The organism is Streptomyces sp. NPDC093801, from assembly GCF_040701585.1.
In the GTDB taxonomy this organism is placed as follows: Bacteria; Actinomycetota; Actinomycetes; order Streptomycetales; family Streptomycetaceae; genus Streptomyces.
The window spans coordinates 219,598-245,344 of the sequence record NZ_JBFBDP010000007.1 but is presented as its reverse complement, the minus strand read 5'-3'; the positions used below and the strand labels follow the sequence as shown (position 1 = coordinate 245,344).

General features: G+C 71.8%; 30 protein-coding genes and 1 tRNA gene. 24 read left to right on the top strand and 7 right to left on the bottom strand.

What is annotated here, in order from left to right; all coding sequences use genetic code 11:
• Positions 1 to 52: 52 nt before the first annotated feature.
• Positions 53 to 901, bottom strand: coding sequence for a protein phosphatase 2C domain-containing protein (locus tag AB0469_RS10565; RefSeq protein WP_366450940.1), 849 nt, complete (start codon positions 899 to 901; stop codon positions 53 to 55).
• A gap of 1 nt (position 902) precedes the next feature.
• On the bottom strand, positions 903 to 1,745 hold the full coding sequence (locus AB0469_RS10560) for a sigma-70 region 4 domain-containing protein (RefSeq protein ID WP_045949191.1): 843 nt from the start codon (positions 1,743 to 1,745) through the stop codon (positions 903 to 905).
• Positions 1,746 to 2,183: 438 nt separating this feature from the next.
• On the opposite strand from AB0469_RS10560, the gene AB0469_RS10555 reads away from it, so the two are divergent.
• The 18 genes from AB0469_RS10555 to AB0469_RS10470 all read left to right on the top strand — a co-directional run bounded on the left by AB0469_RS10555 (position 2,184) and on the right by AB0469_RS10470 (position 14,289).
• Positions 2,184 to 2,432 carry a hypothetical protein gene (locus tag AB0469_RS10555; protein WP_366450939.1) on the top strand — a complete coding sequence of 83 codons (249 nt, stop codon included), beginning with the start codon at positions 2,184 to 2,186 and terminating at the stop codon, positions 2,430 to 2,432.
• A 106-nt stretch (positions 2,433 to 2,538) separates the two neighbouring features.
• The gene (locus AB0469_RS10550; protein WP_366450938.1) at positions 2,539 to 2,808 is read left to right on the top strand and encodes a DUF6284 family protein; all 270 of its coding nucleotides are present in this window, start codon (positions 2,539 to 2,541) and stop codon (positions 2,806 to 2,808) included.
• The gene (locus tag AB0469_RS10545; protein WP_366450937.1) at positions 2,805 to 3,083 is read left to right on the top strand and encodes a DUF6303 family protein; all 279 of its coding nucleotides are present in this window, start codon (positions 2,805 to 2,807) and stop codon (positions 3,081 to 3,083) included. Before AB0469_RS10550 ends, AB0469_RS10545 begins: the two co-directional genes overlap by 4 nt.
• A complete protein-coding gene (locus tag AB0469_RS10540) occupies positions 3,080 to 4,216 on the top strand; it encodes a conjugal transfer protein (protein ID WP_366450936.1) in 1,137 nt (378 codons plus the stop codon). The genes AB0469_RS10545 and AB0469_RS10540 overlap by 4 nt, the downstream gene beginning before the upstream one ends.
• On the top strand, positions 4,213 to 4,551 hold the full coding sequence (locus tag AB0469_RS10535) for an RRQRL motif-containing zinc-binding protein (RefSeq protein ID WP_366450935.1): 339 nt from the start codon (positions 4,213 to 4,215) through the stop codon (positions 4,549 to 4,551). The genes AB0469_RS10540 and AB0469_RS10535 overlap by 4 nt, the downstream gene beginning before the upstream one ends.
• Before the next feature lie 21 nt (positions 4,552 to 4,572).
• Positions 4,573 to 4,965 (top strand): DUF3307 domain-containing protein, encoded by a 393-nt coding sequence (locus AB0469_RS10530; RefSeq protein ID WP_366450934.1) that lies wholly within the window; start codon positions 4,573 to 4,575, stop codon positions 4,963 to 4,965.
• 18 nt (positions 4,966 to 4,983) lie between these two features.
• Positions 4,984 to 5,253: a hypothetical protein gene (locus AB0469_RS10525; protein ID WP_045949198.1), complete on the top strand. Its 270-nt coding sequence runs from the start codon at positions 4,984 to 4,986 to the stop codon at positions 5,251 to 5,253.
• Positions 5,254 to 5,271: 18 nt separating this feature from the next.
• Positions 5,272 to 5,655, top strand: coding sequence for a DUF6251 family protein (locus tag AB0469_RS10520; protein WP_045949199.1), 384 nt, complete (start codon positions 5,272 to 5,274; stop codon positions 5,653 to 5,655).
• 360 nt (positions 5,656 to 6,015) lie between these two features.
• Entirely contained in the window at positions 6,016 to 6,228 is a 213-nt protein-coding gene (locus AB0469_RS10515) for a DUF6257 family protein (protein WP_366450933.1), read from the top strand.
• A gap of 93 nt (positions 6,229 to 6,321) precedes the next feature.
• The gene (locus AB0469_RS10510) at positions 6,322 to 8,388 is read left to right on the top strand and encodes a cell division protein FtsK (RefSeq protein WP_366450932.1); all 2,067 of its coding nucleotides are present in this window, start codon (positions 6,322 to 6,324) and stop codon (positions 8,386 to 8,388) included.
• 151 nt (positions 8,389 to 8,539) lie between these two features.
• A complete protein-coding gene (locus AB0469_RS10505; RefSeq protein WP_366450931.1) occupies positions 8,540 to 8,782 on the top strand; it encodes a hypothetical protein in 243 nt (80 codons plus the stop codon).
• Between the two features lie 34 nt (positions 8,783 to 8,816).
• Positions 8,817 to 9,005 carry a hypothetical protein gene (locus AB0469_RS10500; RefSeq protein ID WP_366450930.1) on the top strand — a complete coding sequence of 63 codons (189 nt, stop codon included), beginning with the start codon at positions 8,817 to 8,819 and terminating at the stop codon, positions 9,003 to 9,005.
• On the top strand, positions 9,005 to 9,349 hold the full coding sequence (locus AB0469_RS10495) for a hypothetical protein (protein ID WP_366450929.1): 345 nt from the start codon (positions 9,005 to 9,007) through the stop codon (positions 9,347 to 9,349). Before AB0469_RS10500 ends, AB0469_RS10495 begins: the two co-directional genes overlap by 1 nt.
• Positions 9,350 to 9,433: 84 nt before the next feature.
• Positions 9,434 to 10,117, top strand: coding sequence for a DNA cytosine methyltransferase (locus AB0469_RS10490; protein ID WP_366450928.1), 684 nt, complete (start codon positions 9,434 to 9,436; stop codon positions 10,115 to 10,117).
• Positions 10,114 to 10,959, top strand: a complete 846-nt coding sequence (locus tag AB0469_RS10485; protein ID WP_366450927.1) for a bifunctional DNA primase/polymerase — start codon at positions 10,114 to 10,116, stop codon at positions 10,957 to 10,959. Before AB0469_RS10490 ends, AB0469_RS10485 begins: the two co-directional genes overlap by 4 nt.
• Before the next feature lie 2 nt (positions 10,960 to 10,961).
• A complete protein-coding gene (locus tag AB0469_RS10480; RefSeq protein WP_366450926.1) occupies positions 10,962 to 12,437 on the top strand; it encodes an ATP-binding protein in 1,476 nt (491 codons plus the stop codon).
• A 542-nt stretch (positions 12,438 to 12,979) separates the two neighbouring features.
• Complete coding sequence (locus AB0469_RS10475) at positions 12,980 to 13,144, top strand: helix-turn-helix domain-containing protein (RefSeq protein ID WP_366451003.1); 165 nt, start codon at positions 12,980 to 12,982, stop codon at positions 13,142 to 13,144.
• A complete protein-coding gene (locus tag AB0469_RS10470; protein WP_366450925.1) occupies positions 13,144 to 14,289 on the top strand; it encodes a site-specific integrase in 1,146 nt (381 codons plus the stop codon). The genes AB0469_RS10475 and AB0469_RS10470 overlap by 1 nt, the downstream gene beginning before the upstream one ends.
• Before the next feature lie 64 nt (positions 14,290 to 14,353).
• Here the strand turns inward: AB0469_RS10470 and AB0469_RS10465 are convergent.
• Together AB0469_RS10465 and AB0469_RS10460 are read right to left on the bottom strand one after the other, a co-directional pair.
• A tRNA-Arg gene (locus tag AB0469_RS10465) sits at positions 14,354 to 14,429 on the bottom strand.
• Between the two features lie 62 nt (positions 14,430 to 14,491).
• The gene (locus AB0469_RS10460; protein ID WP_366450924.1) at positions 14,492 to 15,121 is read right to left on the bottom strand and encodes a TetR/AcrR family transcriptional regulator; all 630 of its coding nucleotides are present in this window, start codon (positions 15,119 to 15,121) and stop codon (positions 14,492 to 14,494) included.
• A 127-nt stretch (positions 15,122 to 15,248) separates the two neighbouring features.
• Here AB0469_RS10460 and AB0469_RS10455 point away from each other — a divergent pair, with 127 nt between their 5' ends.
• Positions 15,249 to 16,154 carry an alpha/beta fold hydrolase gene (locus AB0469_RS10455; RefSeq protein WP_366450923.1) on the top strand — a complete coding sequence of 302 codons (906 nt, stop codon included), beginning with the start codon at positions 15,249 to 15,251 and terminating at the stop codon, positions 16,152 to 16,154.
• 46 nt (positions 16,155 to 16,200) lie between these two features.
• Here AB0469_RS10455 and AB0469_RS10450 read toward each other — a convergent pair whose 3' ends face one another.
• Together AB0469_RS10450 and AB0469_RS10445 are read right to left on the bottom strand one after the other, a co-directional pair.
• Positions 16,201 to 16,680 (bottom strand): RidA family protein, encoded by a 480-nt coding sequence (locus AB0469_RS10450; protein ID WP_366450922.1) that lies wholly within the window; start codon positions 16,678 to 16,680, stop codon positions 16,201 to 16,203.
• A 39-nt stretch (positions 16,681 to 16,719) separates the two neighbouring features.
• A complete protein-coding gene (locus AB0469_RS10445) occupies positions 16,720 to 17,997 on the bottom strand; it encodes a M6 family metalloprotease domain-containing protein (RefSeq protein ID WP_366450921.1) in 1,278 nt (425 codons plus the stop codon).
• Between the two features lie 288 nt (positions 17,998 to 18,285).
• On the opposite strand from AB0469_RS10445, the gene AB0469_RS10440 reads away from it, so the two are divergent.
• The 4 genes from AB0469_RS10440 to AB0469_RS10425 all read left to right on the top strand — a co-directional run bounded on the left by AB0469_RS10440 (position 18,286) and on the right by AB0469_RS10425 (position 22,882).
• Positions 18,286 to 18,930 (top strand): TetR/AcrR family transcriptional regulator, encoded by a 645-nt coding sequence (locus AB0469_RS10440; protein WP_366450920.1) that lies wholly within the window; start codon positions 18,286 to 18,288, stop codon positions 18,928 to 18,930.
• 95 nt (positions 18,931 to 19,025) lie between these two features.
• Positions 19,026 to 20,576 (top strand): MFS transporter, encoded by a 1,551-nt coding sequence (locus AB0469_RS10435; RefSeq protein WP_366450919.1) that lies wholly within the window; start codon positions 19,026 to 19,028, stop codon positions 20,574 to 20,576.
• Between the two features lie 134 nt (positions 20,577 to 20,710).
• Positions 20,711 to 21,499 carry a class III extradiol ring-cleavage dioxygenase gene (locus AB0469_RS10430; RefSeq protein WP_366450918.1) on the top strand — a complete coding sequence of 263 codons (789 nt, stop codon included), beginning with the start codon at positions 20,711 to 20,713 and terminating at the stop codon, positions 21,497 to 21,499.
• Positions 21,500 to 21,904: 405 nt separating this feature from the next.
• On the top strand, positions 21,905 to 22,882 hold the full coding sequence (locus AB0469_RS10425) for a sigma-70 family RNA polymerase sigma factor (RefSeq protein WP_366450917.1): 978 nt from the start codon (positions 21,905 to 21,907) through the stop codon (positions 22,880 to 22,882).
• Positions 22,883 to 23,034: 152 nt separating this feature from the next.
• On the opposite strand, the gene AB0469_RS10420 is transcribed toward AB0469_RS10425, so the two are convergent.
• On the bottom strand, positions 23,035 to 24,051 hold the full coding sequence (locus AB0469_RS10420; RefSeq protein ID WP_366450916.1) for a YafY family protein: 1,017 nt from the start codon (positions 24,049 to 24,051) through the stop codon (positions 23,035 to 23,037).
• Between the two features lie 62 nt (positions 24,052 to 24,113).
• Here AB0469_RS10420 and AB0469_RS10415 point away from each other — a divergent pair, with 62 nt between their 5' ends.
• Complete coding sequence (locus AB0469_RS10415) at positions 24,114 to 25,682, top strand: MFS transporter (RefSeq protein ID WP_366450915.1); 1,569 nt, start codon at positions 24,114 to 24,116, stop codon at positions 25,680 to 25,682.
• Positions 25,683 to 25,747 lie beyond the last annotated feature (65 nt).

Genomic DNA, 25,747 nt, shown 5'->3' with positions numbered 1-25,747 from the left:
CTGTCTGCACCCAGTGGGCCCGGACGGTTGCCGTCGTTCCCGGACGTTGCCGTCAGGCACTGCCGTCAGGAAGCGCTGCATCCTGCGGGCCTTGGGCGAAGGAGCAGAAGGCGACGGCCGCGTCATCGCCGGCCTTGTACCGGGGCCAGCGCTGGCCGTGGGGGTCGGTCGCTTCCACCTCGCGAATCGAGCGGATAAGGGCGGCGGGTCCACTCGTCCTGAGCTGGGCGAGCAGCCCCTCCCAGGTGGCCATCCGGTACTCGGTGACCAGACGCGAGACGCCGTCCGACATGACGGCCGCCGACCGCACGTCGGCGGCGGCGACGGTTCCCGTCAGCGCGTGAGACGCGGCGTCCGGTGATGCTGCGGCCACCCAGTAGCCCTCCGGGGTGTTTCGGATCTTCCTCTGCGCGGCGACGAGTCTGGCGACGCTCGCCCGGTGCTCCGGGGTGCCCGTCGCGAACTGTTCCGTCTCGGCACGCAGGTCCTGGCACACCTCATCCACCCGGAGGTCCGTCAGCACCGTGATCCCGTCGGCCCCCTCCAGCACGATGGGGGAGTCCGCGAGCACGAGGTGATCGAAGTGGCCCGGCCGTTCGCGGAGGATGGCCACCGTCGCGGACGGAGTGCCGGGGTTCTGGAGATCGCACTCGGGGTGAAGTCGCCCAACGCGTTCGAGCGCCTCCGCCAGCCCCTCCGCCAGCGGCCGCTCGCCTGTCGCCAGCGCTGCGACGAGCTGGCTGCCGAGTTGGGCGACGTACCAGGGCACGCCATGCCGGCAGCCGGTCCCCAGCCCCGCTGTGCTGAGACCATCCAGCACCAGGGCAAGGGACGGCGTACCGCCCACCCAGTCCTCGTTGGGGGCGGAGCCCCCGGGCTCGGTCGCAACGCTGACGTACATGTCATCCCTCGTGTCGGTAGATCGGGCTGACGCGCTTGCTCTCCAGGACCTCAAGCGTCTTGGGGTCGTAGCGGCACGAAATCAGCGTGGAGAACCGGTTGGTGCGGACCTCGCGGTACAGCTCCGCCAGGTGGTTTTCGAGGTAGTGAACCACCCCGTTGGCCCCGATGGCGTGGATGCCAGCGATGTAGATGAAGGTCCCCTTGCCGTCCAGTCGCGGGAGGCGGGCGAGGTACCCGACGTCTCCGGCCTCGCCGCTTTCGTCCATCGGCGAGCGATGGACTTCCTTGGTCTTCAGATCCACCAGGTGCCAAGCCCGGTCCTTCTGGAACCGGAGGTGATCGTCACCCTCCAGGACCTGGGCGATGATCGGCGACAGGCGCGGACCGCAGACCACGACGTGGTTGTCGCGGTTGAGGTTCACGATCCCTGTTGGCGGGATGACCTCGTACTGCGCGTCGAGCTTCAGCGTGCTGAGCAGCTTCCGCAGGTGCTCGAAGTTCCCGAAGTCCTCACGCGTGACGACCTCGCCCGCTTCCCCAGTCTCCTTGCCGGCTTCGTACTTGCCTCCGAGCGAGATGGTCATGAGATCGGTGCCGAAGAACGCCCGCTCGGGCGGCGGCCCTTGCGCGGCCAGCTGGCCGACCCGACCACGACTGACGCCGAGTAGGGCTGCGATCTCAGACTGAGACATGCCGCTCGCCGCCGCCTCCTCGATGGCCTCGCGCCGGATGCGGGACAGCTCCGTGACTCGGCCCTGGTAGTCGCCCATCAGGGCGATTGCTGCCTTGGCTCGCTCTACAGGGGGCTCCACCTGGGCCACCCGCTGGATCTCTTCGTGCACCTACAGCCTCCACGCTTAGGGGGTCTAGCAACCATACCGCGAGGGGGGCTTGACGGCCATGGGGGTGGGTGCCTACCTTGGCTATCAGGTCAGCGCATAGACCCCCTAGGCGAAAATCGCTAAGGGGGCCTATGCACCCTCTGACCTGCTTGAACGCCTATTGGCGTCCGGTGTGTCCCGTGCAAACGGGAGGCCCTTCGAGGCTTACCGCGCACGTCGGAGAGCTGCTGTTCCTTGAGAACTCAACAGTGGACGTGAAGTTGAGGCCGCCGCCTCCTCAGTAAGGCGGCCAGCGCGGCAGAGGTCCGCGCATTCGACCTCCGCAGCCCTCGCGGCTGCGGCCGGTTGCCTCCTTCGTCCGTCCGCCGCTTCGGCGGTGTACGGGCGGGGCTGAGGGGAGCCGGATTTCCGCTCCACCCCTTCCGATCGGGAGAACCCATGAGCATCCGTGACGGGGAGGATCTCCCCAACCCGGGCATCGTGTCCGCCGGCGAGCTGGGCCGGATCCTGCGGGCCCTGGCCGGCATCGCGGACGAGCTGATCGCCCCGGTGCTGACCGAGGAGCTGCGGCTCGTGCAGTACCGGCGGGTCGCCAACCTCAGTGAGTGGATCACGAAGGCGGCCGACAGCCTCCACTACGACCTGGACCGCCAGGTCAACCCCGACGAGTTCGGCGACGACGACTGACACCCCGGACCGTCGGCGCATCTGCCTGACGAAGTGAAGCCCCCAGCGCTGCAACGCCGGGGGCTTCGGTTCGGGCCCCGTTCCTGTCTGAGAGGAGCACGACCCAATGAAGCCCATCGTTGCACGTCACACCCCCGTTACCCCGCTGCCCGTCGACCTGGAGCCGACGGACGCGGAGCTTGAGGCGATCGAGTGGGAGCTGCCGCTGATCCTGGCGGAGCGCGACCTCCTCGACGTCGAGATCAGCGTCCTGGACCGCACGCCGTCCGAGCTGGACCAGCGGCGGATCCGCCGGGCCCGCCGCAAGATGCTCGCCATCCGGCGGGCGCTGACCAACCAGGCCCTCGCGGTGAACCTGCCGGGCGGTGCGGCATGAGCCACGTCGCGCGCCTGACCAACTCGTTCATGGGCGAGTGGGAGCTGTACGTCGTCACCGACGCCCCCACACGGGACTGGCCGTTCCACGAGTTCGGCCGGACCGGCCCGGTCCCCACGCTTGCCGAACGGACGGCCGCCCTGACCGCTCTGGGCTACGAGTCGGCGCAGGCCGGCGAGTGGGCGTGGACGGAGAGCCAGAACACGTTCGCGGAGCGCGTCGAGCTGACTGCCTCCCTCACGGTCCGCACCGTCACCGCCAAGGCCGCACCGTGAGTGCGGCCGGCAAGCCGCTGACGCCAGCACAGAAGACGGTCCTGGGGCTGGCGTTCGTGCCGATGGTCGGCACGGGTCTGGCCGGCGGGTTCGGCACCTACACGAACATCTCGACCGCCTACGGGTCGGGGACGGCGGTGGGTGCGGTCGCGGCCGGCGAGGGCGCCACGGCGGTCCTGGCCTTGGTGCTCCTCGGGCTGACGATGCTGGGGCAGTCCTCGCCGCTGGTGATCCGCTCCGGACTGTGGGCGCTCCCGGCCGCCGCGTCGGCCATGTCCTCCATGGCCGCCAAGTCGCCGGGCGAGATCGTCATCTACGCCCTGACCCCGATGGGCATGACCGCTTCCGCCGAGGGGGCCGCGTTCCTGGCCCGGCGAATCGTGGTCCACCGCGACGGACGCGACGGGGAGGCAGAGCGACGGGCCGCCGAGGTCGTCCAGGCGCTGGCTTACCACCGCGCCCGGGCCGAGCACCATCCAGACGAGAAGGTCCGGCGGAAGTCGGAACTTGAGGCCTGGAAGCTGGCCCGCAAGGTCGGCACCGGCGATCTCGCCCTGGGCGATCGGCTCCTCGACGTCCAGCGCGATCGGATCACCGCCGGAGCCGACTCGGCCCTGGCCGCCATGTTCGACACCCCGACCACACCGGCCCTCACCGCCGAATCGACCCATCCCACCCCGGCGATCGAATCAGGGCAGACCGGCACATACCGGTCTACCCTTGACCGGGAGGAGTCGGCCGATCGGGAGCCCCTGGCGCCCGCCCTGCCGACCGCCGAAGTAGCCGTCCCCGTTGTGGACATGGCCCCCGATCCGGTCCCGGCCGATGTAGGTCCGGCAGTCGAGTCGACCCGTCCTGCCATGGTGGTGGCGGCGGACCGTCCGCGTCCGCGCCGGGCGACCGGCCGGGTCCCGGAGTCGGCCCGATCGGCCACTCCGACTCGATCGCGTGACGAACTCCTCGCCGAGGCAAGGTCGCTGACCGAAGCATGGTCGGTGAAGGAGCTGACTGCCGATCGGCTGCGCAAGACGCTGCGGACCTCCCCGGCGAACGGCCGGATGCTCCGCGACACGCTACGCCGCGAGCGGGAAGCATCCGCCGCCGCTGAGGCGGCTGCGGTGGACGTCGCATGAGCGCGGTACCCGTCTACCTCTGGCGCCTTGCCCCCGAGGGCTTGGCCACCCGCCGGCAGCTGCGTGCGGCGGGGCTACGGCCGGGCGGTCAGCCGGTCGTCGGCGAACTCCAGCGGCCCCGCTTCCGGCGGGGCCCGCTGGTCGCCTACCTCTACCGGGTCGACCTGGCCGTGCCGGTCCGCCCCATGACGCCGGCGCAACGCCGGGCCCTGGACCGGGCGAACGCCGCCCGCCGTACCTGCCCCGCCTGCCACCGGGATGCCGGGTACGTCATCCCGGTCTCGCTCGGCATGTGCGTGCCCTGCGCCTACCCCGACACCGAACTTGCTGCCTGACCTGCCCGAAAGGGGCTCACCGTGTTCGCTGAGATCGCGTTTCTCCTCTACGTCGGGCACCTGCTGGCCGACTACCCGTTCCAGACCGACCACCAGGCCGCCCACAAGGCCAAGTGCGGGCGGCAGGGCTGGACCGCCAACGTCACCCACGCCGCCACCCACCTCCTGACCTGCGGCGCCATGCTCACCCTCGGGACGGTGCTGCTGGGCTGGCACCTCCCGCTCCTGCCCACCGCCGGTGCCCTGCTGTGGATCGGCGTCACCCACGGGTTCATCGACCGGCGCTGGCCGATCGCGGTGTGGATGCGGATCGCCCGTCAGCAGGGCTGGGCCGCGCACGGCGGGGCCGCCCACGTCGACCAGACCGCCCACGTCCTCGCCCTGACCCTCGCCGCACTCTTCCTCGCTGCCTGACTCGAAGGAGTTCAACCCATGCGTCCCGTCACGGTGACCACCTTCGTCCAGTACGCCAGCAAGCCGGGCACCGACCGCTGGCACGAGCCGATCAGCGTCGACGTCGCCCGGCAGTGCCTGCGCCGGGCCCGCCGCAGCGGCGACACCGTCGAGATCCGCCAAACGACCGCCCGCGACGGCAGCAGCGTCCACGTCGCCCACGTCCACATCGGCCCCGGCCGCTGGCGCGACGTCGACTCGGTGACCGACATCTACGAGATCCCCACCGATGCCCTCACGGACCTCTGACTCGCGAAGGGAGAACCCGTGCACCAGCTTCCCGAACACCGCCCCGGCGCCGTCGTCCACCTTCCGGACGGCACCCCCGTCTACGCCGACCAGCTCCCCGCCACGTTCGCCGGGCCGCAGGTCGTTCACCAGCACATCCACCAGGCCCCGCCTGACCGGACCGTCCAGCGGATCGCCCTTGGCTCCGGCGTCGGCGCCGGGGCGGTCGCGGCCGGGGTCTACTTCGGCCCGCTACTGATCGGCGCTCTCACGGCCATCGCCGCGAACCTGGCGTTCCTGGCCTTCCTCGCCCTGGTCCTGGGCTGGGGCGTGCACACGGTCGTGAAGTCCGTGGGTGGCCCCGAGGGCACGCAGGCCGCCAAGAACGTCCGCAAGGCCACCGCCCGTCGCCGGCGCGGCTGACGGCTGCCCGATCCACCCGGCCCCCACGGAGTCCGGGTGGTGAGGGGAGCTGGGACAGCCCCGGCCTGGAAGGGAAGCACTGTGGAAGGCGCACGCTACTCGTACGTCTACAACGCCGGCACGGAGTCGTCGCACCGCCGCTACAAGTACCAGTGCAAGTGTGGCCGTAACAGTGGGCGGTACTGGTCCACCGGTGCGCGGGCCATGGAGGAGCTTCGTGTGCACGTGGCTCAGCGGCACCCCGGCAATGACCGTTTCCGGCCCCGCCCGTTCGCCGAGATCTGACGGCTGCCCGATCCACCCGACCTGTGCGGGTGGTGAGGGGAGCCGGACAGTCCGGCCTCCAGAACGGAGCCTGTGATGGCGAAGGACCCGAACTTCACCGCGCGTGAGATCGCCCAGATCGGCTGGTACACGGCCCGGATGGCCAAGCGCGGTATCGCCGGAGAGAACGTCCACATCGGTGACCTGACCCGCAAGGTCGACCGGATCATCGACACCGCCCGCGAGCGGACCGAGCGCGAGGAGCGCGAGGCCGCCGAGGCGAAGAACGCCAAGCGCAAGCGCAAGTAGAGGTGCCCCCGGAGTGGCCGTCCCGGCCAAGGAAACCGCGCCGCTCCGGGGCCCCTGCCCACCCGCCATTCAGCGAGAGCAGAGGTTCACAGCATGACCGATTCCCCGACCCCTCACCTGCGGGCCGTCCCGGACGAGGACGTCGAGCCGGTGATCCCGAAGATGGTCGACAACCCGAACCTGCCCGACCCCAAGGTCCGCAACGAGAAGCGCAAGCCCGTCCTCGCCGGATGGCTGACCAACCGGCGCGACTTCACTGCCACCGCCAAGCACGCCGCCGCGAACCTCGGGTACGCCGCCCTCTTCCACGGGGTGCGCCTGCCCGTCTACGCGGGCCGTCTGGCGCTGATGTCGCCGCGGGGAGCGTGCCGGTTCATCTCCTCCACCAACCGATGGGTGTGGGACCGCGAAGCGGCCCCGCTTCGGGACTTCGCGGTCCGTACCGAGGACGTCGACGAGTACATGCGCTTGGCCAAGCTCCGGCAGGGACGCGTCCAGCTTCGCGGCCTGGTCACCCTGGTCAGCGCCGTGTTCGGCCTCGGGTTCGCCCTGTGGCTGTACGTGCTGGCCCCGGCCTACCTGTACGCGTTCGCGGCCGGCGGGGTCCTGCTGCTGGGGTTCGCCGGGCAGCAGCCCGACGCGCCGGTGATCGGCCCGGCGGTGCTGAAGACGGAGCTGCAGAAGATGACCGGCTCGATCGTCCTGCGCGGGCTGGACAGCATCGGCAACGCGAAGATCTCCGCCGCCATCAAGAAGGGCGGCGACATGAACGGCCTGCGGTTCACCTCGGAGATCGTGCGGGACGGGCCCGGCTACCGCGCCGACCTCGACCTCCCTTACGGCGTGACGCCCGAGGACATCATGGAGGCCCGCAAGCCCCTGGCCTCGGGTCTGCGCCGGAAGGTCGGCTGCGTCTGGCCGTCCCCGGACCCGTCCGAGCACGAGGGACGGCTGATCCTGTGGGTCGGGGACAAGCCGATGAACGAGACCACCAAACCGGCCTGGCCGCTCCTGAAGTCCGGGCAGGTCGACCTGTTCAAGCCTGTTGTGTTCGGCAACGACCAGCGCATGCGCGACGTGACCGTCACCCTCATGTTCGCGGCCGTCGTCGTCGGCTCCATCCCCCGCATGGGCAAGACCTTCCTCATGCGGCTGTTCCTGCTGATCGCCGCTCTCGACCCGCGCGCCGAGATCCACGCGTTCGACTTCAAGGGCACCGGCGACTTCTCCGCCCTGGAACCGGTCTGCCACCGCTACCGCGCCGGCGAGGAAGACGAGGACATCGAGTACGTCGTCCAGGCCCTGCGCGAGGTGAAGGAGGAACTCAGGCGGCGGGCAAAGGTCATCAAGTCCCTGCCCCGCTCTCGGTGCCCGGAGTCGAAGGTGACCCCCGAGCTCGCGTCCGACAAGTCCCTGGGGCTGCACCCGATCGTCGTCGGCCTGGACGAGTGCCAGGTGCCGTTCGAGCACGAGAAGTACGGGGCGGAGCTCGAAGACATCTGCACCGACATCACCAAGCGCGGCCCCGCCCTGGGCATCGTCGGCATGTTCGGCACCCAGCGCCCCGACGCCAAGTCCCTGCCCACCGGCATCAGCGCCAACGCGGTGCTGCGGTTCGCGCTCAAGGTCATGGGCCAGCCCGCCAACGACATGATCCTGGGCACCTCGATGTACAAGGCCGGGTACCGGGCGACGATGTTCTCCCGCTCCGACCGGGGCATCTGCTGGATGGCCGGCGAGGGAGACGACCCGAAGATTGTCGCTTCGGCGTTCGTGGACGCGGTGGGCGCCGAACAGGTCGTGGCCCGGGCCCGCAAGATGCGTGACGAGTACGGCAACGTCACCGGCCACGCCATCGGCAAGGGCCCCGAGGCCACCGCCGGGCTCGACATCCTCGCCGACGTCCTCGCGGTCATGGCGGCCGATGAGGATGCGCTGTGGTGCGAGCGGATCGCCGCCCGCCTCACTGCCCTGCGCCCCGACGCGTATGCCGGGTGGAAGGGCGAGAGCGTGACCGCCGCACTCAAGCCCTGGGGCATCAAGCCCGGACAGGTCTGGGGCCAGGACGAGAACGGGGAGGGCAAGAACCGGCGCGGCATCAAGCGCGCCGACGTCACCGCCGCCATCACCCGCCGTGACGCCGACCGGGCCGCCGCCTGACCCGCATTACGCCTGCTAGACCTAGCACCCGCTCCTGCTAGGTCTAGCACCCCCGCTAGCACCCCAACAGGCCTCTGACCTGGGAACTAGCGTCTAGCGGCCTGCCCGCGAATAGCCCCGGAAACCGCCCCAGCCTTGGGAGTAGACCCGCATGCTCATCGCTAGCGCCCTCATCCTCGCCGCCCTCGCCGCCTACACGCTGTTGTGCATGGCCAGCCCCTTCGGGACCTGCCGCAAGTGCGACGGCGCCGGCGCCAAGCCCACCGTCAACCGCGCCGGGAAGGTCAAGAAGGTCAGGCCCTGCCGCCGCTGCAAGGGCCAGGGCAAGCGCCTGCGCGTCGGGCGCCGCCTGCACAACCACAGCCGCCAAATCCACCGCGCCGGCACCCGCTGACCACCACGCCACCAGCCGAACGGAGCCCACGACCGTGGTCATCACCATCTCGCTCGTCGCCCTCTTCGGACTCGTCCTGTTCTTCCTCCTGCGCTCCCGCAGCCTCGGCCCCGGCAGCGCGTTCGTCGCCGCCGGATTCGGGTTCTTCCTCGCCTCCACCGGCGCCGCCGGGCCCATCAACGAGATGGCCGCCGCCATCATCCACGCCATCCCCAACCTCTGATGGATGCCGTCCCGCTCCTGGACTGGGGCGACAGCAGCCACTTCGACGCCCGGGCCACCCGGCCGTGCTGCCTGTGCGGCAAGCCCACCCCGATGCGCTCCCACGCCGACGAGGCCGTCCACAAGGTGTGCGCAGAGGAGTGGAACGCCGCCCACCCGGACGAACCCCGCCGCTACACCCCGCCCGCCCCGGGCCGGACCCAGCACGACGTCGGCACCTGGCGCTTCCACAACGACGGCCCCACCACCCCGACCCTGCGGCGGCCGGCCGTCATCACCCGCCACAACCCCCAGCGCCCCGCCCCTGCTGGGGCCGGGGACCAGGACGGCTTGTTCGCCGCCTGAACAGCGCGAAAGGGCGGCCCCCGTCTCGGCAAAGTCCGGGGCCGCCCTCATCCAGCAATCTCCACTGAACTGGAGGACTCCAGCATGACCCACACCGTCCCCCTTCCGCGAGGCCGCACGCTGCGGCTCCTGGACGCGTTCTGCTGCCAGGGCGGCGCCGGCATGGGCTACTACCAGGCCGGATTCGACGTGACCGGCGTCGACAAGGACGCCCAGACCCGCTACCCGCTCGGCTTCCACCAGGACGACGCCATCGACTTCATCCGCAAGTTCGGTGCCGGGTTCGACTTCATCCACGCCTCCCCGCCCTGCCAGCGCTACTCCCGTGCGCAGAAGATCCAGGGCCGCCAGCACCCTGACCTGATCGCCCCGGTCCGCGAAGCCCTGGAGGCCACCGGTCGGCCGTGGGTCATCGAGAACGTTGTCGAGGCCGCCCCGGAGTTGCGGAACCCGGTGGTGATGTGCGCGGCCGTGTTCGGGATGCGCACCTACCGCCACCGCCTCTTCGAGACCGGCGGCGGCTTCACCCTCACCCCGCCCGCCCACCAGCCCCACACCGCGCCGCTGACGAAGATGGGCCGCCCGCTGCGGGAGGGTGACTGGTACCACGCCGTGGGTAACTTCTCGAACGTGCCCTACGTCCGGGCCGACATGGGCGTGCCCTGGATGAACCGCGACGGGATTCGCGAGTGCATCCCCCCGGCCTACGCCCAGTGGATCGGCCGCCAGGCCCTCGCCCACCTGACCGCCCAGGCGGTGGCCGCATGAGCACCGTGACCGGACACCTGCGGACCGCTCTCCAGCTCGCCGAATCCGGGCTTCCCGTCATGCCGCTGCGTCAGGACAAGACCCCCGTCGGCAACTGCCCGGCCTGCGCGGGCTCGGCGTGCGGGGACCGGCCCCACATGAAGGCCGCCGGCCCCTGCCAGTGCCCCGCCCCCTGCCACGGCTGGGCCGCCGCCACGACCGATCCGGCCGTCCTCACCTCCCCGGCCTGGGCCCGTGCCTGGCGGAACGCCGAAGCTGTCGCCTACCACCCCGGCGGTGCCGGGCTCACCGTTGTGGACCTCGACACCCCGGGCGCCGTCGCGTGGGCCCGTCAGACCCTTCCCGCGACCACGACCGTGGCCACGACGCGGGGTGAACACTGGATCTACCAGGGCACCATGCGGTCCGTGAACGGCGTTCGCCCGGGCGTCGACCTGAAGTCCACGATGGCCTACGCCCGGTGGCGCGGCCCTGGCACCGGCACCATGACGGCCCTCCCGGACGCCGTGCGGGCGCTGGCCGTCAAGGAACCGGCCCCGGTGCGGCCCGTGCTGGCCGCTGCCGTGCCCGCGCCGGCCGGGGGCGGGGAATGCCGCCACCGCTCGCCCGCCTACCTGGAACGCGGCATCACCATGGCGGAGCAGCGCATCACCGCCGCCGACAGCGCCATCCACCACACGGTCTACCGGACGTTCCTGGCGGTCCTCTCCGTCCACGGCCGGTGTGGCTGCCTGACCGAGACGCACATCGAGCGGCTGTTCACCGCCGCGCAGGCCAAGGGGGAGTCCCCGCGGCACTGCACGACGGCATGGACGAACGCCCGCACCGCACTGGGGGTGTAGCCGTGGCCGAGGACGAGAAGACTCCGGCCCGCGAGATCATCACCGACTACGCGCAGGCCCACTTCCGGTACTTCCGCACGACCGAGGGCACCGTATACGCGCAGCGCAACGGCCACCCTGTCGCCCGGCCGGTTCGGTCCCAGGGCACGACTGGTAGCCACCGGCAGGAACTCATGGTCGGCATGTTCAACGACGGTCTCGGCGTGTTCAACGGCACCGCCCTCAAAGAGGCGTTGGACTTGATCGAAGCGCTCGCGCTCAGCCAGGACGTCCAGGCCACCCACATCCGGGTGGCCCCGGGGTTCGACGGGGCGACGTGGCTGGACCTGGGCCGCGATGACGGCCGGTCCGTCCGCATCCACTCCACTGGGTGGGACATCCGCATCCCCGACCCGCGTGAGGTGTGCTGGCGGCGCACCCAGCTCACCGGCGAACTCCCGCTCCCGGAGAAGGACACCGACGGCAAGGGCATCGACCTGCTGCTGAGGTTGTGCAACTTCGCGAACGCCGAGAGCGAGTGCCTGGCCGTCGCGTGGCTGATCGGCTGCTTGGAGCCGTCCGTGCCCGTCCCCGCGCCGTTCCTCACCGGCCCCCAGGGCGCCGGCAAGTCCACGGGCGGCCGCATGCTCGTGCGGATCATCGAGGGCATGACCGGCGACCTGCGCCGCGCGCCGAAGGATGAGGAGAACCTGATCACGGCGGTTGCGGCCGGGTGGGTCACCGCCCTGGACAACCTCTCCCACCTGCCCCCGGACCTGTCCGACCTGATGTGCTGCATCGTCACCGGCGCCGAGAGCATCAAGCGCGCGCTGTTCAGCGACGGCGACGTGCACCGCTCCCGCTACCGCCGCCCGCTGCTGCTGACCGGCATCGACGTGGGCGTCATCCGCCCCGACCTCGCCGAACGCCTCCTCCCGCTCCGCCTGGAGCGGCCCCGGGTCCGGCGGACGGAAGCGGAGCTGTGGGCGGAGTACGCCCAGGTCCTGCCCGTCATCCTCGGCTCGCTCCTGGACCTGACCGTGAAGGTGCGGGCCACCGAGGCCGACATCCCCACCGATCTGCGCATGGCCGACTTCGCCCACCTGTGCGCCCAGCTCGACGCGGCCACCGGCCTGGCCTCGCTGACCGCCTATCGGGCCAGCCTGGACGACCTCAACGACGACGTGATCGAAGGAGACCTGCTCGCCCAGACGGTCCTCAAGCACGCCGCCGGCATCGACCCCGGCGCGGAGATCCGGATGACGTCCGCCGAGTGGCTGCACGCCCTCACCCAGCTCTACACGGGCGAGGAGTGCCGCCCCCTGCCCAAGGGCTGGCCCACCACCGGCAAGGTCCTCTCCGACCGCCTCAAGCGGCTTCAGCCCACCCTCGCCGCTCGCGGCGTTCTCGTGGACTGGGGCCGTAAGAACACGGCCCGCTACATCGAACTCACCCGTACCGCCGTCCCGCCGCCGGAACAGCCCGCCCCGATGTTCTGACCGGCGGCGCCACGGCGGGACCGGCACAAGCAAGAGGAGCACCCGGCCCCGGCGAGGCGTGCTTCTCTTGCAGTTCCGGCGGAACGCCGGCCCAAAGGACGTGCCGCGCAGCGGCTCCGCATTCGCGCTCTGAGCCGCCGCACAACAACAAACACCCCCTCTCTCTTTTCCTAAGAAAAGAGAAGCTGCGTCACCTGCGTCACCACAGCCCCGCAAACCGCCTGTGACCTGCGCATACATGGGTGACGCAGACGGCCCACGGCTGCGTCACCTCGCGTCACCTGCGTCACCAGGCCGCGTCACCCGATGACGCGGTGACGCAGACCGGTGACACACGACCGCAGCCAGCGTCACCGAAAACCGCAGGTCAGGCGCCCGAGTGACGCGAATGACGCGGTGACGCAGAAATCCCAGCCTCGGACAGGTGCGGGGTGCCCCAGAGCCCCCCGCGCCCGCCGGTCATGCCTGCACCCCCGAGCCACTTCAGCCCACGACAGGAGAGAGCCCCAGTGCCGACCGCGCTTCCGCCCCCGGCCCTGCTCATGACCGTTCCCGAAGTCATGGCCACGCTCAAGCTCGGCCGGCACAGCGTCTACAACCTCATCCGCTCCAAGCGGCTGCCCAGCATCACCGTCGGACGGGCCCGCAGGATCCCCGCCGACGCCGTACACCGCTTCATCAAGACCGAACTGGAGAGTGCCGCCTGATGGCAGGCAAGAAGAACCCCAACGGCGCTGGCAGCATCTGGCAGCGCAAGGACGGTCGTTATGAGGCCCGGGTGTACGTCCCTCAGCCGGACGGCACCCGCGCCCGTAAGACCGTCTACGGCAAGACCTGGCAGGAGTGCGACGAGAAGCGCCAGGAGCTAGTCCTGCGCGACCGGCAGGGCGTCCCGACGCCCACCCGGTCCGCCCGCCTATCGGAGTGGCTGCCCTACTGGCTGGAGCAGCACATCGAGCCGCGCCGGAAGCTCAGCACCTACGACAAGTACGAGACACACGTCCGGCTGCACCTCGTGCCCCTCCTCGGGGCCCGGAGTCTGGAGTCGCTGAGCACCGCCGACGTGCGCCGTTTCCTCACCCGCGTGCAGAAGGACAAGACGGTGGCCACGGCCAAGGAGGCCCACCGCGTCCTGCGCACCGCGCTGTCGGGAGCGGTGCGGGATGAGCTGATCACCCGGAACGTCGCTTCCCTGGTCGAGCCGCCGAGGGCGAAGCAGCGGGAGATTCGGCCGTGGACGCTGGAGGAGACGCTCGCGTTTCTGGAGGCTGCGCGGGGCGAGGCGCTCTACGCGGCGTTCGTGCTGGCCATCGCCATGGGGCTCCGGCGCGGTGAGCTGGTCGGGCTGCGGTGGTCGGACCTCGACCTGGACAAGCGGGTGCTGCACGTCCGCCAGCAAACGCAGCGCCGGCGCGGGCAGCTCTACCAGGACGACCCGAAGAGTCGCCGTCAGCGGGCTGTGCCGCTTCCCGCGATGTGCATCGCCCCGTTGCGGTGGCACCGGCTCAAGCAGCGTGCGATCTTCCGGGAGACCGGCGTCGAGTGGTCCGAGGCCGGGCCCGTCTTCGCCACCCGGAACGGTCGGACGGTGGAGCCGAGGAACGTCTACCGGGCCTTCACCCGCGTCGCGGCCGACGCTGGCCTGAGGGTCGTCCGCCTGCACGACGCCCGTCACGGGTGCGCGACCTTGCTCACCGCCGCCGGCGTCGCGCCCAGGGTCATCATGGAGATCCTCGGGCACAGCCAGATCAGCATCACCATGGACGTGTACACACACGTTGTGGACGACACGAAGCGGGAAGCGATCAGCCACATGGACCGGATGCTGAGGCGCCAGCGCCCTGGTTCGTGACCCCGTTGCCGTCAGCCGGTGCAGTCAAACGGCCCGGAGCGTGATCGCTCCGGGCCGTTTTCCCTGGTGCCCCCGGCAGGATTCGAACCTGCGACACCCGCTTTAGGAGAGCGGTGCTCTATCCCCTGAGCTACGAAGGCGTTCCGGGCTCCGCGGGGAGCCCCGGGCCGCGGTGAAAGCGGCCCAGGCACAGCGTAGCGGATCAGGTACCGGCTGCGGGGCCCGGTTTCCCGCCGGGGGCGGCGGACGGTGCGGAGCGTGCGGCTCCGTCCATCAGGAGGCCCGCGAGCTCGCGGGTGTAGTCGTCGGACGCCCCGTCCCGGCGGACGAGGATCCGCATCCACAGGGCGCCGGCCAGGGCGTCGACCAGGGGCGCCGGGTCGGCGTCGGGCGGCAGTTCGCCGCGGGCCACCGCGCGGGCGAACAGCGGACGGTGCCGGCCGAAGCGGTCGTCGAGGAAGGAGACCACGAGCGCGCGCATCGCCGGGTGGCGCACCGCGCCGGCCAGGACGGCCTCGACGACCGTGCGCCGGTGTTCGTCGTCCAGCAGGTGCCGGATCCGGTCGGCGAGCGCGGTCAGGTCGCCGCGCAGGCTGCCGGTGTCGGGCGGGTCGAAGCGGAAGGCGTCGGAGTCCAGCAGCGCGTCGTGCAGCAGCTCCGACTTGGACGGCCACCAGCGGTAGAGGGTCGTCTTGTTGACCCCGGCGCGCCGGGCCACCCCTTCGACGGTCAGGGAGTCGAAACCCGCTTCGCCGAGCATGCCGAGGGTGGCCGAGAAGATCTCGGCCCTGCGCCGCGGCCCGCCGGCCGTCCCGTCCCGCCTCTGCGCCATGGGTCCCGCTCCTTCCCTCCCGTGCGTTCGACGCCACCTTAGTGCAACGCAACGTGGCGTTGTGTTTCGAACGCCTCCCGCCTAATGTGCAACGCAACGTTGCGTTGCACATGTGGCAGGGGGAGACATGGGCGGAAACGATCGACCGCGGACCCGGGCGACGGCGGCGGGGCTGGTGCCCGTCCCCGGTGCGCCCGGGATCTGGACCGCCGGGGTGTCCGAGGGGGCGCCGCTGGTCCTCGTCCACGGGACCCGGCTCTCGGCGCTGATGTGGGACCCCCACGCCCGCCGGCTGGCCCCCCGCTTCCGGATCACCGCCCCCGACCTGCCCGGCCACGGGGCCCTGCGCGGGCGCCCCTTCCGGCTGGAGGAGGCCGTCGCGCAGGTGGGCCTGGCCGCGGAGGAGGCCGTCCGGGCCACCGGGCGCCGCCCGCTGGTGGCGGGCGCCTCGCTGGGCGGCTACGTCGCCCTCGCCTACGGGGCCGCGCACCCGGACGGGGCGGCCGCGCTCCTCGTCCAGGGGGCCACCGCCCGCACGGACGGGCCCGCCGTCCTGCTCCACCGCGCCGCCGCCCGCGCGTTCGCGGCGCTCGGGCCGGACCGCTCCGCCCGCCTCAACGCGTGGGCGTTCGGGCGCCGCCTGCCGGCCGAGAGCCGGGAGGCGGTGCTGCGCGGCGGCCTGGCGATGCCCGCCTTCGGAGAGGTGGTCGACGCGCTCTCCCTGGGCGACTTCCCCGGGCTCGCGCGCCGCTGCCGGCTGCCGGTGCTCTTCGTCAACGGCGTCGGCGACCGCCTCTTCCGCACCGGGGAGCGGGAGTTCCTCGCCGCGGCCCGCTCCGGCGGCGGCGACGCCCGCCTGTTCCACGTCCGCGGCCCGCACATCATGTCCCTCACCGACCCGGCCGCCTTCACGCGGACCCTGGAACGCGGCCACCGGCTCCTGTCCACCGCCCACCCGGAGGCCTTCGCCGCCCCGGGCCGCCCCGCCGGGCGCGCGTCCGCGCCGCAGCCGCAGCCGCAGCCGTGGCCGTAGTGGTCGTGGCCGTCGTCGTGGCCGGCGGCCGGGGGAGGGGAGGGGCTCAGACGCCCATCGGGGCGTGCAGCTCCACCGTGATCTCCACCTCCACCGGTGCGTCCAGCGGCAGCACCGCCACCCCGACGGCGCTGCGCGCGTGGATGCCCGCGTCGCCGAAGGCGGTGCCCAGCAGTTCGCTCGCCCCGTTGACCACACCCGGCTGGCCGGTGAAGTCCGGGGTGGAGGCCACGAAGCCGACCACCTTGACCACCCGTTTCACGGCGGACAGGTCCCCGGCCACCGAGGCCACGGCGGCGAGGGCGTTCAGCGCGCACTGCCGGGCCAGCTCGGCGCCCTGCTCCGGGGTGACCTCGCCGCCCACCTTGCCGGTGCGCAGCAGTGCCCCGCCCACCACGGGCAGCTGGCCGGAGGTGTGGACGTAGTGCCCGCTCACCACCGCCGGCACGTACACGGCGACGGGCGGGGCGACCGGGGGCAGCTCGTGCCCGGCGGCCGCCAGGCGTTCTTCGGGGGTCGTGTTCACGGCAACGGCTCCTTGGGGGAGGGGATGCGGGTGAGGGGGTCAGGGGCGGGTCACGCGGACCCGGAAGCCGCCGTCCGGGAGGGCCGCGACGACCGAGACGGAGACACCCGCCTTCTCGTCGGTGAAGGTCTCGCCCGGCCGGAACGGGGCGTCCGACAGCTCGGCGTGCACGTTGGGCCGGCGCGTGCAGCCGCCGCTGCCGCCCGCGCTGTCGGAGACGGTGACCGGTCCGCGTCCGGTGTCCACGTCGGAGTCGACCTTGTAGATCAGCACGCCGGGCTTGCAGACGGCCTCGTCGTTCCCGGCCCGCGTGCGCACCTCGATCGCGTAGCCGGCGCTCTCCGAGAGGGGGACGAAGGCCAGCTTGGTGCCGCCCTCCACGGCGAGGGGGGTCAGCAGGTGCTCGCTGACGCCGGGCTTGGAGGCGCAGCTGATCTGCGACCCGTCGAGCCAGCCCAGCTTCCACTTGTGCCAGCCGAGGAGGTCGTTGTTGGCGCCCCAGTCCTCGCTCATGATGTCCCAGTGCCCGACCGTGCCGCCCCCGTCGGAGGTGTAGAGGTCGGGCAGTCCGAAGACGTGCCCGTTCTCGTGCGGCAGCACCCGGTAGCCGGTCTCCCGGTAGGAGCCGGAGCCGTCGTCCTGCCGGCTGTAGACGAAGGACGTGTTCGCCAGCGGCACCCCGTCGGCCACCGGGGCCTCGCCGTTGCCGGAGAAGGTGACGGACAGGACGGTGTCCAGCGCGGACGGTCCGGCGTTCGGGGTGACGAGGATGTTGATCAGGTCGTAACGGCTGAAGTCCACCTCGGCGTCGGCGGCCCTCGCGATGTGCTCGACGAGCTGCCGGTAGCCCGGCTCGTAGGCGGAGCCGCGCTCGATCCCGTACGCCGCGAAGGGCATCGGCATCCGCAGCCAGTTCCGTATCGGGGCCTCGGCCCGGTAGGTCAGCCGTCCGTAGGAGCTGGTGCGGAACCACTCGGAGGTCTGGGGGAAGAACTCGGCCAGCCGGTCCATGGCCGAGCCCTCGCCCTTGGCGTCGGGGAAGTCGATCATCAGGTTCAGCGCGCGGATCTCGCCCGTCGACCGGGAGTACCCGGGCGCGGTCGGCAGGCCCTCCGACAGCTGGACGCCCATGGTCGCGGAGATCCGGCAGGGCGCCAGGACGGATTCGGCGGTGGCGGCCTTCGGGCCGGAGGTGGCGTGGCCGCGGCCCTGGATGCCGCCGCTGGCGGTGGCGGTGACGCCGAGGGCCAGCGCGGTGAGGCCGATGAACGCGCCGGTGCGGCAGGGTCTGCGTATCCGGTGGCGGGTCTGCGGCATGGAGATCGCCTTCGGGTGCGCGGCAGCCGGCCGGGTCCGGTCTGCTCTCTGTGCGCTCACCCTCCGTCGGCTGCGACACGCCCGCGCGTCGAAAGCGTCCAAACGGGATGAAACCCCAGGAACCGCTTGTGATGCGGGTCACTCGGGGGAGTGAAATAACCGGGGACTGTTTCCCCGTTTGAAAGAGAGTCCCCGCAAGCGGGGAACGAGTCCCCGGTTCGGGGGTCGTCATCAGGCCATCGGTCCGCACGCGGGGCCGTCCGTACGAGTGCCCCAGGGAGGCCCGGAATGCAGAGCGTCACCCCCACCCGGGTGCCCAAGCCGCGCGCCGACGCGGTGCGCAACCGGGAGCGGATCCTCGGGGCCGCCCGCGAGATGTTCGTGGAGTTCGGCGCGGACGCCCCCCTCGACGAGATCGCCCGCCGGGCCGGCATCGGCAACGCCACCCTGTACCGGCACTTCCCCGACCGGGCGGACCTCGTCCACCACGTGGTGCTCTACGTGATGGACCGGGTCACCGCCCAGGCCGAGGACGCCCTCGCCGAGGAGCCCGACGCCTTCGCGGCGCTCTGCCGCTTCACGCACGCCGCCGCCGACGAGCGGATCGGTGCCCTGTGCCCGATGCTCGCCGACGGCTTCGACCACGACCACCCCGAACTCCTCGCCGCGCGCGAGGCGTTGGGGACCGCCGTGGACACCCTGGTCGCCGCCGGCCAGAGCGCCGGCCTGCTGCGCGCCGACATCGGCACCGGCGACCTGATGCTCGCCCTGTCCCAGCTCGCCCGCCCCCTCCCCGGGACGGAGTGCGCGGCGGTGGGCGGCTTCGTCCACCGCCACCTCCAGCTCTTCCTCGACGGGCTGCGGGCCCCCGCCCGCTCCCGACTCCCCGGCAGCGCCGTCACGTTGCAGGACCTCGGCAGGAAAACCATGTGACGCGGCACCCCGCCCCTCAGTAGCCTCGAAAACCGCCTCTTTTCATTTCATCCCATCCCTTTTCAGTCATTCCGTACAGTGAAGTGGGTACCCCCATGTCCAAAACAGCCGCGTCCGCCCCGCCGGCTGCCGCTGCCGCCGATCCCAGTCGCTGGAAGGCCCTGGTCTTCATCGCGCTGGCGCAGCTGATGGTCGTCCTCGACGCGACCATCGTGAACATCGCCCTGCCCTCCGCGCAGACCGACCTCGGGATCTCCGACGGCAACCGCCAGTGGGTCATCACCGCCTACGCGCTGGCCTTCGGCGGGCTCCTCCTCTTCGGCGGCCGCATCGCCGACAAGTGGGGCCGCAAGAACGCCTTCATCACCGGTCTCGCCGGCTTCGCCCTGGCCTCCGCGCTCGGCGGCGCCGCGACCGGCGAGGCGATGATGCTGGGCGCCCGCGCCCTCCAGGGCGCCTTCGGCGCGCTGCTCGCCCCCGCCGCGCTCTCGCTGCTGGCGGTCACCTTCACCGACGCCAAGGAGCGCGCCAAGGCCTTCGGCATCTACGGCGCGATCGCGGGCGGCGGCGGCGCCGTCGGCCTGATCCTCGGCGGCTTCCTGACCGAGTACCTCAACTGGCGCTGGACGTTCTTCGTCAACATCCCCTTCGCGGTCGTCGCGGCCGCGGGCGCCTGGATGGTCATCCGCGAGCCGGCCGGCTCCCGCAACGGCGCCCGCCTCGACGTCCCCGGCGTGGTCCTCTCGACCCTGGGCCTGGTCTCGCTCGTGTACGGGTTCACCCGCGCCGAGTCGGCCGGCTGGACGGACGGGACCACCCTCGGCCTGTTCATCGCCTCCGCCGTGCTGCTCGCCGCCTTCGTCGCCGTCGAGTCCAGGGTGAAGTCCCCGCTGCTGCCGCTGCGCGTCCTGCTGGAGCGCAACCGCGGCGGTGTCTACCTCTCGCTCGGCCTCGCCGTCATCGCGATGTTCGGCCTGTTCCTGTTCCTCACCTACTACCTCCAGGTCGTCAAGGGCTTCTCGCCCGTCAAGACCGGCTTCGCCTTCCTGCCGATGATCGCGGGCATGATCACGGGCTCCACCCAGATCGGCGCCCGCCTGATGACCCGGGTCGCGCCCCGGCTGCTGATGGGCCCGGGCTTCCTGCTCGCCGCCACCGGCATGCTGCTGCTGACCCAGCTGGAGGTCGGCTCGTCCTACCCGGCGCTGATCCTGCCGGCGCAGCTCCTGCTGGGCCTCGGCATGGGCACCGCGTTCATGCCGGCCATGTCCCTGGCGACCTACGGGGTGGACCCGGCCGACGCCGGTGTGGCCTCGGCCATGGTCAACACCTCGCAGCAGGTCGGCGGCGCGATCGGCACCGCCCTGCTGAACACCATCGCCGCCTCGGCGACCACGGCCTACCTGACCGACCACGCGGCCGAGGCCGCGGCGGGCGGTGTCGCGGGGAAGCTGGTCCAGGCGCAGGCCATGGTCGAGGGCTACTCGTCGGCGATCTGGTGGGCCGTGGGCATCCTCGCGGTCAGCGCGGCCCTCGCGTTCACCCTGATCAACACGGGCCGCCCGGGCCAGGGCGGCCCGGTGGCCGCCGGCTCCGGCGCGGGTGCCGAGGACGCCGAGCTGCCGGTCCCGGTGATCGCCCACTGACGGGGGCACCGGTACGGGAATGACTGACGACCCCGCTTCGTTCAAATTTGAACGAAGCGGGGTTAGTCTTTCCGGGTGAACCCGGTACGCCCTCCCCGCGGACGACGTACGCACCACGGACCGAGGAGCGCCCGATGACCACAGCCCCCGCCCCCGAGCGCATGCCGGCGCTGTACCTCAGCCACGGCGCGCCCCCGCTCGCCGACGACCCGCTCTGGCCGGCCGAACTCGCCGCCTGGTCGGCGGGGCTGCCGCGGCCGCGCGCCGTCCTGATGGTCTCCGCCCACTGGGAGGAGGCGCCGCTGGCGCTCGGCGCCACCGGGCCGGCCCCGCTCGTGTACGACTTCTGGGGCTTCCCCGAGCACTACTACCGGGTCCGCTACGACGCCCCCGGCGCCCCGGAGCTCGCCGCCTCGGTCCGCGCCCTGCTGAAGGCCCCCGGCACCCCGGTCCAGGACGTCCCGGACCGCGGCCTCGACCACGGCGCGTACGTCCCCCTCGTCGAGATGTACCCCGAGGCCGACGTGCCGGTCCTCCAGATCTCCCTGCCCACCCTGGACCCCGCCCGCCTGATGGACATCGGCCGCAAGCTCGCCCCGCTGCGCGACGAGGGGGTGCTGATCGTCGGCAGCGGCTTCTTCACCCACAACCTGGCCGCCCTGCGGCACACCGGTCCCGGCGTGCCCGGCTGGTCGGCCGAGTTCGACGCCTGGGGGCGCGAGGCCCTGGCCGCCCACGACGTCGACGCCCTGCTCGACTTCGAGGCCAAGTCCCCGGCGGGCCGCCTCGCCCACCCCCGCACGGAGCACTTCGCCCCCCTCTTCGTCACCCTCGGTGCCGCGGGCTCCGACCTCACCGCCCAGTCCACCCCGGTGGACGGCTTCTGGATGGGGCTGTCGAAGCGCTCGGTGCAGTTCGGCTGAGGCCCGTCGGCGTGCCGGAGGAATATGCCCGGAACGCACCCGAACGGGTGATCGGCAGGCAACCAGAACCCGGTGCGGGCCGTCTTGGGGGGTGGGAGTGCAGCCCGCGGGCACCGCTGGGGCGGACGCGCCGCATGTGACGGCGGTCTCATCGGCGCCGTGGCCGCGCGGGTCGCCCCGGTGGTCCCGGGGTGGGTCTGACCTGCACCTCTTCGGGTTCTCGCGGCCCGCCTGAAGCGCCCGTACGGCGCCGTGGCGGGGCAGGATACTGCAAGATCCCCGAAAAGAGGGAGGCGTGTGGGAATTCTGTCCCGATTCCAGTCGTTGTTTCCCTCGGAAGCGGGCACTCGGGAGAGTGTCCGAAGACGCACCGCGACCGTTCATCGCATCGCAAGGGAGCACCGCATGGCAACCCGCGCCGTCGCCCGTCGTCAGTCCACGAGCAGCGCCCGCGCCGTGGGTGGAGAGATCGTCGACCGCGACCTGGTCGGCATGTACCTGGACGAGATCGCGCGCACGCCGCTGCTCGACGCCGCCCGGGAAGTGGAGCTCTCGCAGATCATCGAGGCGGGCGTCTACGCCCGGCAGATCCTCGACGGCGAGGTCGAGCGCGACGGGGAGACCCCGGCGCGCGAGGAACTGGAGGCCCTGGCCGCCGAGGGCGAGCGGGCCAAGGAAGTCTTCATCCGGTCCAACCTCCGCCTCGTCGTCGCCGTCGCCCGCCGCTACCCGCGCAGCGGACTGCCCTTGCTGGACCTGATCCAGGAGGGCAACGCCGGCCTCGTCCGCGCAGTGGAGAAATTCGACTACACCAAGGGCTTCAAGTTCTCCACGTACGCCACGTGGTGGATCCGCCAGGCCATCACCCGCTCCATCGCCGACCAGTCCCGCACCATCCGCCTCCCCGTCCACCTGGTGGAGGAGCTCGGCCGCATCCGCCGCATCCAGCGCGAGTTCAACCGCGAGAACGGCCGCGACCCGGAGCACGCCGAGATCGCCGCCGAGCTGGACTCCACCGAGAAGCGCGTGGGCGACGTCCTGGACTGGGCGCGCGACCCGGTCAGCCTCAACATGTCCGTCGACGACGACGGAGACACCCAGTTCGGCGACCTGCTGGAGGACACCGCCGCGATCTCCCCCGAGCAGTCCGTGCTCGCGCTGCTGCGCAGCGAGGAGCTGGAGGACCTCCTCGGCAAGCTGGACCAGCGCACGGCGTCGATCATCAAGATGCGCTACGGCATCGAGGACGGCCGCGAGCGGACCCTCACGGAGGTCGGCAAGCAGCACGGGCTGACCCGTGAGCGGATCCGCCAGATCGAGAAGCACGCCCTGCTGGAGCTGAAGCGGATGGCGCGCGACACCGGCTTCGACGCCGTGGCCTGAGGCCCGCCGAAGCCCCCGAGACGAGCCCCGGCACCTATCCCCCCCCAGGTGCCGGGGCTCCCCCTACCCCGGCCGGACCCGGACCCGGACCCGGACCGTGCCCCTGCGCCGGCCCGGGCGTCTACACCGGCCCTGGCCCCGGGCCCGGGCTTCTACACCGGCCCGTGCCCTTGCACCGGCCCGGGCTCCTGCGCCGGCCCGGTCGGCCCGGCCGGTTCCGGTTCCGGGGGTGATGACGCTCCGGCCAGGCGGGTCGCCAGGGTGGCTGCCGCCCGCACCAGGAACTCCGGGCCCCGCACCGTGAACTCCAGCCCCGTCAGTGCCATCCGGACCGCCAGCCACTCCGGTGCGTCCCCGCTTTCGAAGCGCACCCGCGCCCCCCGCTCCTCGGCCACCGCCCACTCCCGCAGCCACCCCGGCAGCTCCTGCGGCGGCACGGCGAAGGACACGTCCGCCGGATAGGTCTCCCCGCCCCGCAGTCCGCGCCGTACGAACTCCGCCGCGTCCATCGGCATCGGCCGCGGGGCGAACCGGGCCCCCGTCGCGAAGGGCTCGCTCACCCGGTCCACCCGGAACGTGCGCCAGTCCTCCCGCTCCAGGTCGAAGGCCACCAGGTACCAGCGGCTGCCCGTGCTGACGAGGCGGTACGGCTCCACCAGCCGCCGCGAGTCCGCCCCGTCCCGCGCCCGGTACGCGAACCGCAGCCGCTCCGGCCCCGCCACCGCCGCGGCCATCGCCGTCAGCGTCCGCGGGTCCACGCTCGGCCCGTCGCCCCGGGTCACCGCCACCGTGGCGGACTGCAGCGCCCCCACCCGGTGCCGCAGCCGCGCCGGCAGCACCTGCTCCAGCTTGGCCAGCGCCCGCACGGAGGCCTCCTCGACCCCCTCGATCGCATGGCCGGCCCCCGCCCGCAGCCCCACCGCGATGGCCACGGCCTCCTCGTCGTCCAGCAGCAGCGGCGGCATCGCCGCCCCCGCGACCAGCCGGTACCCGCCGACCGCCCCCAGCGTGGCCTCCACCGGATACCCCAGGTCGCGCAGCCGCTCGATGTCCCGCCGGATCGTCCGCGCACTCACGCCCAGCCGCTCCGCCAGCTCGCTGCCCGGCCACTCGCGCGGCGTCTGGAGCAGGGACAGCAGGGTGAGCAGCCGGGCGGGTGTGTCGTTCATCCTTCAAGATTGCCAGGGAAATAGGACGCACCCTGGCCTAGATGCGGTCTAGGTTGCTCTCCATGAGCACCGAGACGTCCACAGCATCGCCCGAAAGAGAGAACGGGCCCGTACGAGAAGAGCGGACCGCACCCGCCCCGGCGGCACCGGAGGCGGCCGCCGACCCGAGCACCCCCGACGCCCCGGCCGACCGCCGCCGCTGGCTGGCGCTCGCCATCGTGATGACCGCGTCCTTCATGGACCTGGTCGACGTCACGATCGTCAACATCGCGATACCCAGCATGCGCCAGGACTTCGGCGCCTCGACCAGCGCCATCCAGTGGATCACCGCCGGCTACGCGCTCGCCTTCGCCGCCGGTCTGATCACCGGCGGCCGTCTCGGTGACATCTTCGGCCGCAAGCGCCTCTTCCTCGTCGGCGTCGCGGGCTTCACCGCCGCCTCCCTGCTCTGCGGCATCGCGCCCGACCCGGGCATGCTCGTCGCCTCCCGGCTCCTCCAGGGCGCCATGGCGGCGATGATGGTCCCGCAGGTGCTGGCGATCATCCACGTCACCTTCCCGCCCCACGAGCGCGGCAAGGTCTTCGGCATGTTCGGCGCGATCGTCGGCCTCGGCGCGGTCTCCGGACCGCTGCTCGGCGCGCTGCTCACCGAGTGGGACCTCTTCGGCCTCGAATGGCGCACGATCTTCCTGATCAACCTGCCCGTCGGCATCGCCGCCGTGATCCTGGGCCGCAAGTTCATCTCCGAGTCCAAGGCCCCCAAGGCCCTGCGCCTCGACCTGGTCGGCGTCGTCCTCGCGACCCTCGCGCTGGTCCTGCTGATCTACCCGCTCACCCAGGGCCGCGAGAACGACTGGCCGCTGTGGGGCTTCGTCTGCATGATCGCGTCCCCGGTCGTCTTCGCCGTCTTCATCGGCTACGAGAAGTACAAGATCAAGAAGGACGGCTCCCCGCTCGTCGAGCTCTCCCTCTTCCACGTGAAGAGCTTCGCCGGCGGCATCACCGTCCAGCTGGCCTTCGGCCTGGCCACCGGCATCTTCTTCCTGGTCTGGACGCTCTACATGCAGATGGGCCTCGGCTGGACCCCGCTGCACGCCGGCAGCACCGGCATCCCCTTCTCCATCGCCGTCTCCGTCGCCGCCGGCCTCTCCGTCGAGAAGCTCGTCCCCCGCTTCGGCCGCAAGGTGCTCCAGGCCGGCGCGCTCGTCATGGCCGCGGGCCTGCTCCTCTACATCTGGGAGTCCCGGCACTACGGCATGGAGATCTCCTCCTTGCAGATGGCCCCGCCGCTGATCGTCATGGGCATCGGCATGGGGCTGATCGTCGCCCCGCTGAACGACACCATCCTGTCCCAGGTGCCGCGCGAGCACGCCGGCTCCGCCTCCGGCCTGATCAACACCACCGGCCAGATGGGCAACGCCCTGGGCCTCGCCCTGACCTCCGTCGTCTTCTTCGGCTCGATCGACGACGACCGGGTCCTCGGCGCCCCCTACGTCGACGCCTTCCACGGCGCGCTGTGGTGGGTCGTGGCGGTGCTCGTCGTGATCTTCGCGGTGATGTTCGTCCTGCCCCGCAAGCAGGTCCCGCTCTCCGAGCGCGAGGGCGCCGTCGAGCAGGCCGCCCAGGCCTGAGCCCTCCCGGCACCCCTCACGGACATGTCCGCCCCTGTGGGCGGGCATGTCCGTTTTTCTTGATT

Coding starts and splice junctions, on each gene's coding strand:
- AB0469_RS10565 (WP_366450940.1), bottom strand. CDS start 901: ATGTACGTCAGCGTTGCGACCGAGCCCGGGGGCTCCGCCCCCAACGAG.
- AB0469_RS10555 (WP_366450939.1), top strand. CDS start 2,184: ATGAGCATCCGTGACGGGGAGGATCTCCCCAACCCGGGCATCGTGTCC.
- AB0469_RS10550 (WP_366450938.1), top strand. CDS start 2,539: ATGAAGCCCATCGTTGCACGTCACACCCCCGTTACCCCGCTGCCCGTC.
- AB0469_RS10545 (WP_366450937.1), top strand. CDS start 2,805: ATGAGCCACGTCGCGCGCCTGACCAACTCGTTCATGGGCGAGTGGGAG.
- AB0469_RS10535 (WP_366450935.1), top strand. CDS start 4,213: ATGAGCGCGGTACCCGTCTACCTCTGGCGCCTTGCCCCCGAGGGCTTG.
- AB0469_RS10525 (WP_045949198.1), top strand. CDS start 4,984: ATGCGTCCCGTCACGGTGACCACCTTCGTCCAGTACGCCAGCAAGCCG.
- AB0469_RS10515 (WP_366450933.1), top strand. CDS start 6,016: ATGGCGAAGGACCCGAACTTCACCGCGCGTGAGATCGCCCAGATCGGC.
- AB0469_RS10510 (WP_366450932.1), top strand. CDS start 6,322: ATGACCGATTCCCCGACCCCTCACCTGCGGGCCGTCCCGGACGAGGAC.
- AB0469_RS10505 (WP_366450931.1), top strand. CDS start 8,540: ATGCTCATCGCTAGCGCCCTCATCCTCGCCGCCCTCGCCGCCTACACG.
- AB0469_RS10495 (WP_366450929.1), top strand. CDS start 9,005: ATGGATGCCGTCCCGCTCCTGGACTGGGGCGACAGCAGCCACTTCGAC.
- AB0469_RS10490 (WP_366450928.1), top strand. CDS start 9,434: ATGACCCACACCGTCCCCCTTCCGCGAGGCCGCACGCTGCGGCTCCTG.
- AB0469_RS10485 (WP_366450927.1), top strand. CDS start 10,114: ATGAGCACCGTGACCGGACACCTGCGGACCGCTCTCCAGCTCGCCGAA.
- AB0469_RS10475 (WP_366451003.1), top strand. CDS start 12,980: ATGACCGTTCCCGAAGTCATGGCCACGCTCAAGCTCGGCCGGCACAGC.
- AB0469_RS10470 (WP_366450925.1), top strand. CDS start 13,144: ATGGCAGGCAAGAAGAACCCCAACGGCGCTGGCAGCATCTGGCAGCGC.
- AB0469_RS10460 (WP_366450924.1), bottom strand. CDS start 15,121: ATGGCGCAGAGGCGGGACGGGACGGCCGGCGGGCCGCGGCGCAGGGCC.
- AB0469_RS10455 (WP_366450923.1), top strand. CDS start 15,249: ATGGGCGGAAACGATCGACCGCGGACCCGGGCGACGGCGGCGGGGCTG.
- AB0469_RS10445 (WP_366450921.1), bottom strand. CDS start 17,997: ATGCCGCAGACCCGCCACCGGATACGCAGACCCTGCCGCACCGGCGCG.
- AB0469_RS10440 (WP_366450920.1), top strand. CDS start 18,286: ATGCAGAGCGTCACCCCCACCCGGGTGCCCAAGCCGCGCGCCGACGCG.
- AB0469_RS10435 (WP_366450919.1), top strand. CDS start 19,026: ATGTCCAAAACAGCCGCGTCCGCCCCGCCGGCTGCCGCTGCCGCCGAT.
- AB0469_RS10430 (WP_366450918.1), top strand. CDS start 20,711: ATGACCACAGCCCCCGCCCCCGAGCGCATGCCGGCGCTGTACCTCAGC.
- AB0469_RS10425 (WP_366450917.1), top strand. CDS start 21,905: ATGGCAACCCGCGCCGTCGCCCGTCGTCAGTCCACGAGCAGCGCCCGC.
- AB0469_RS10420 (WP_366450916.1), bottom strand. CDS start 24,051: ATGAACGACACACCCGCCCGGCTGCTCACCCTGCTGTCCCTGCTCCAG.
- AB0469_RS10415 (WP_366450915.1), top strand. CDS start 24,114: ATGAGCACCGAGACGTCCACAGCATCGCCCGAAAGAGAGAACGGGCCC.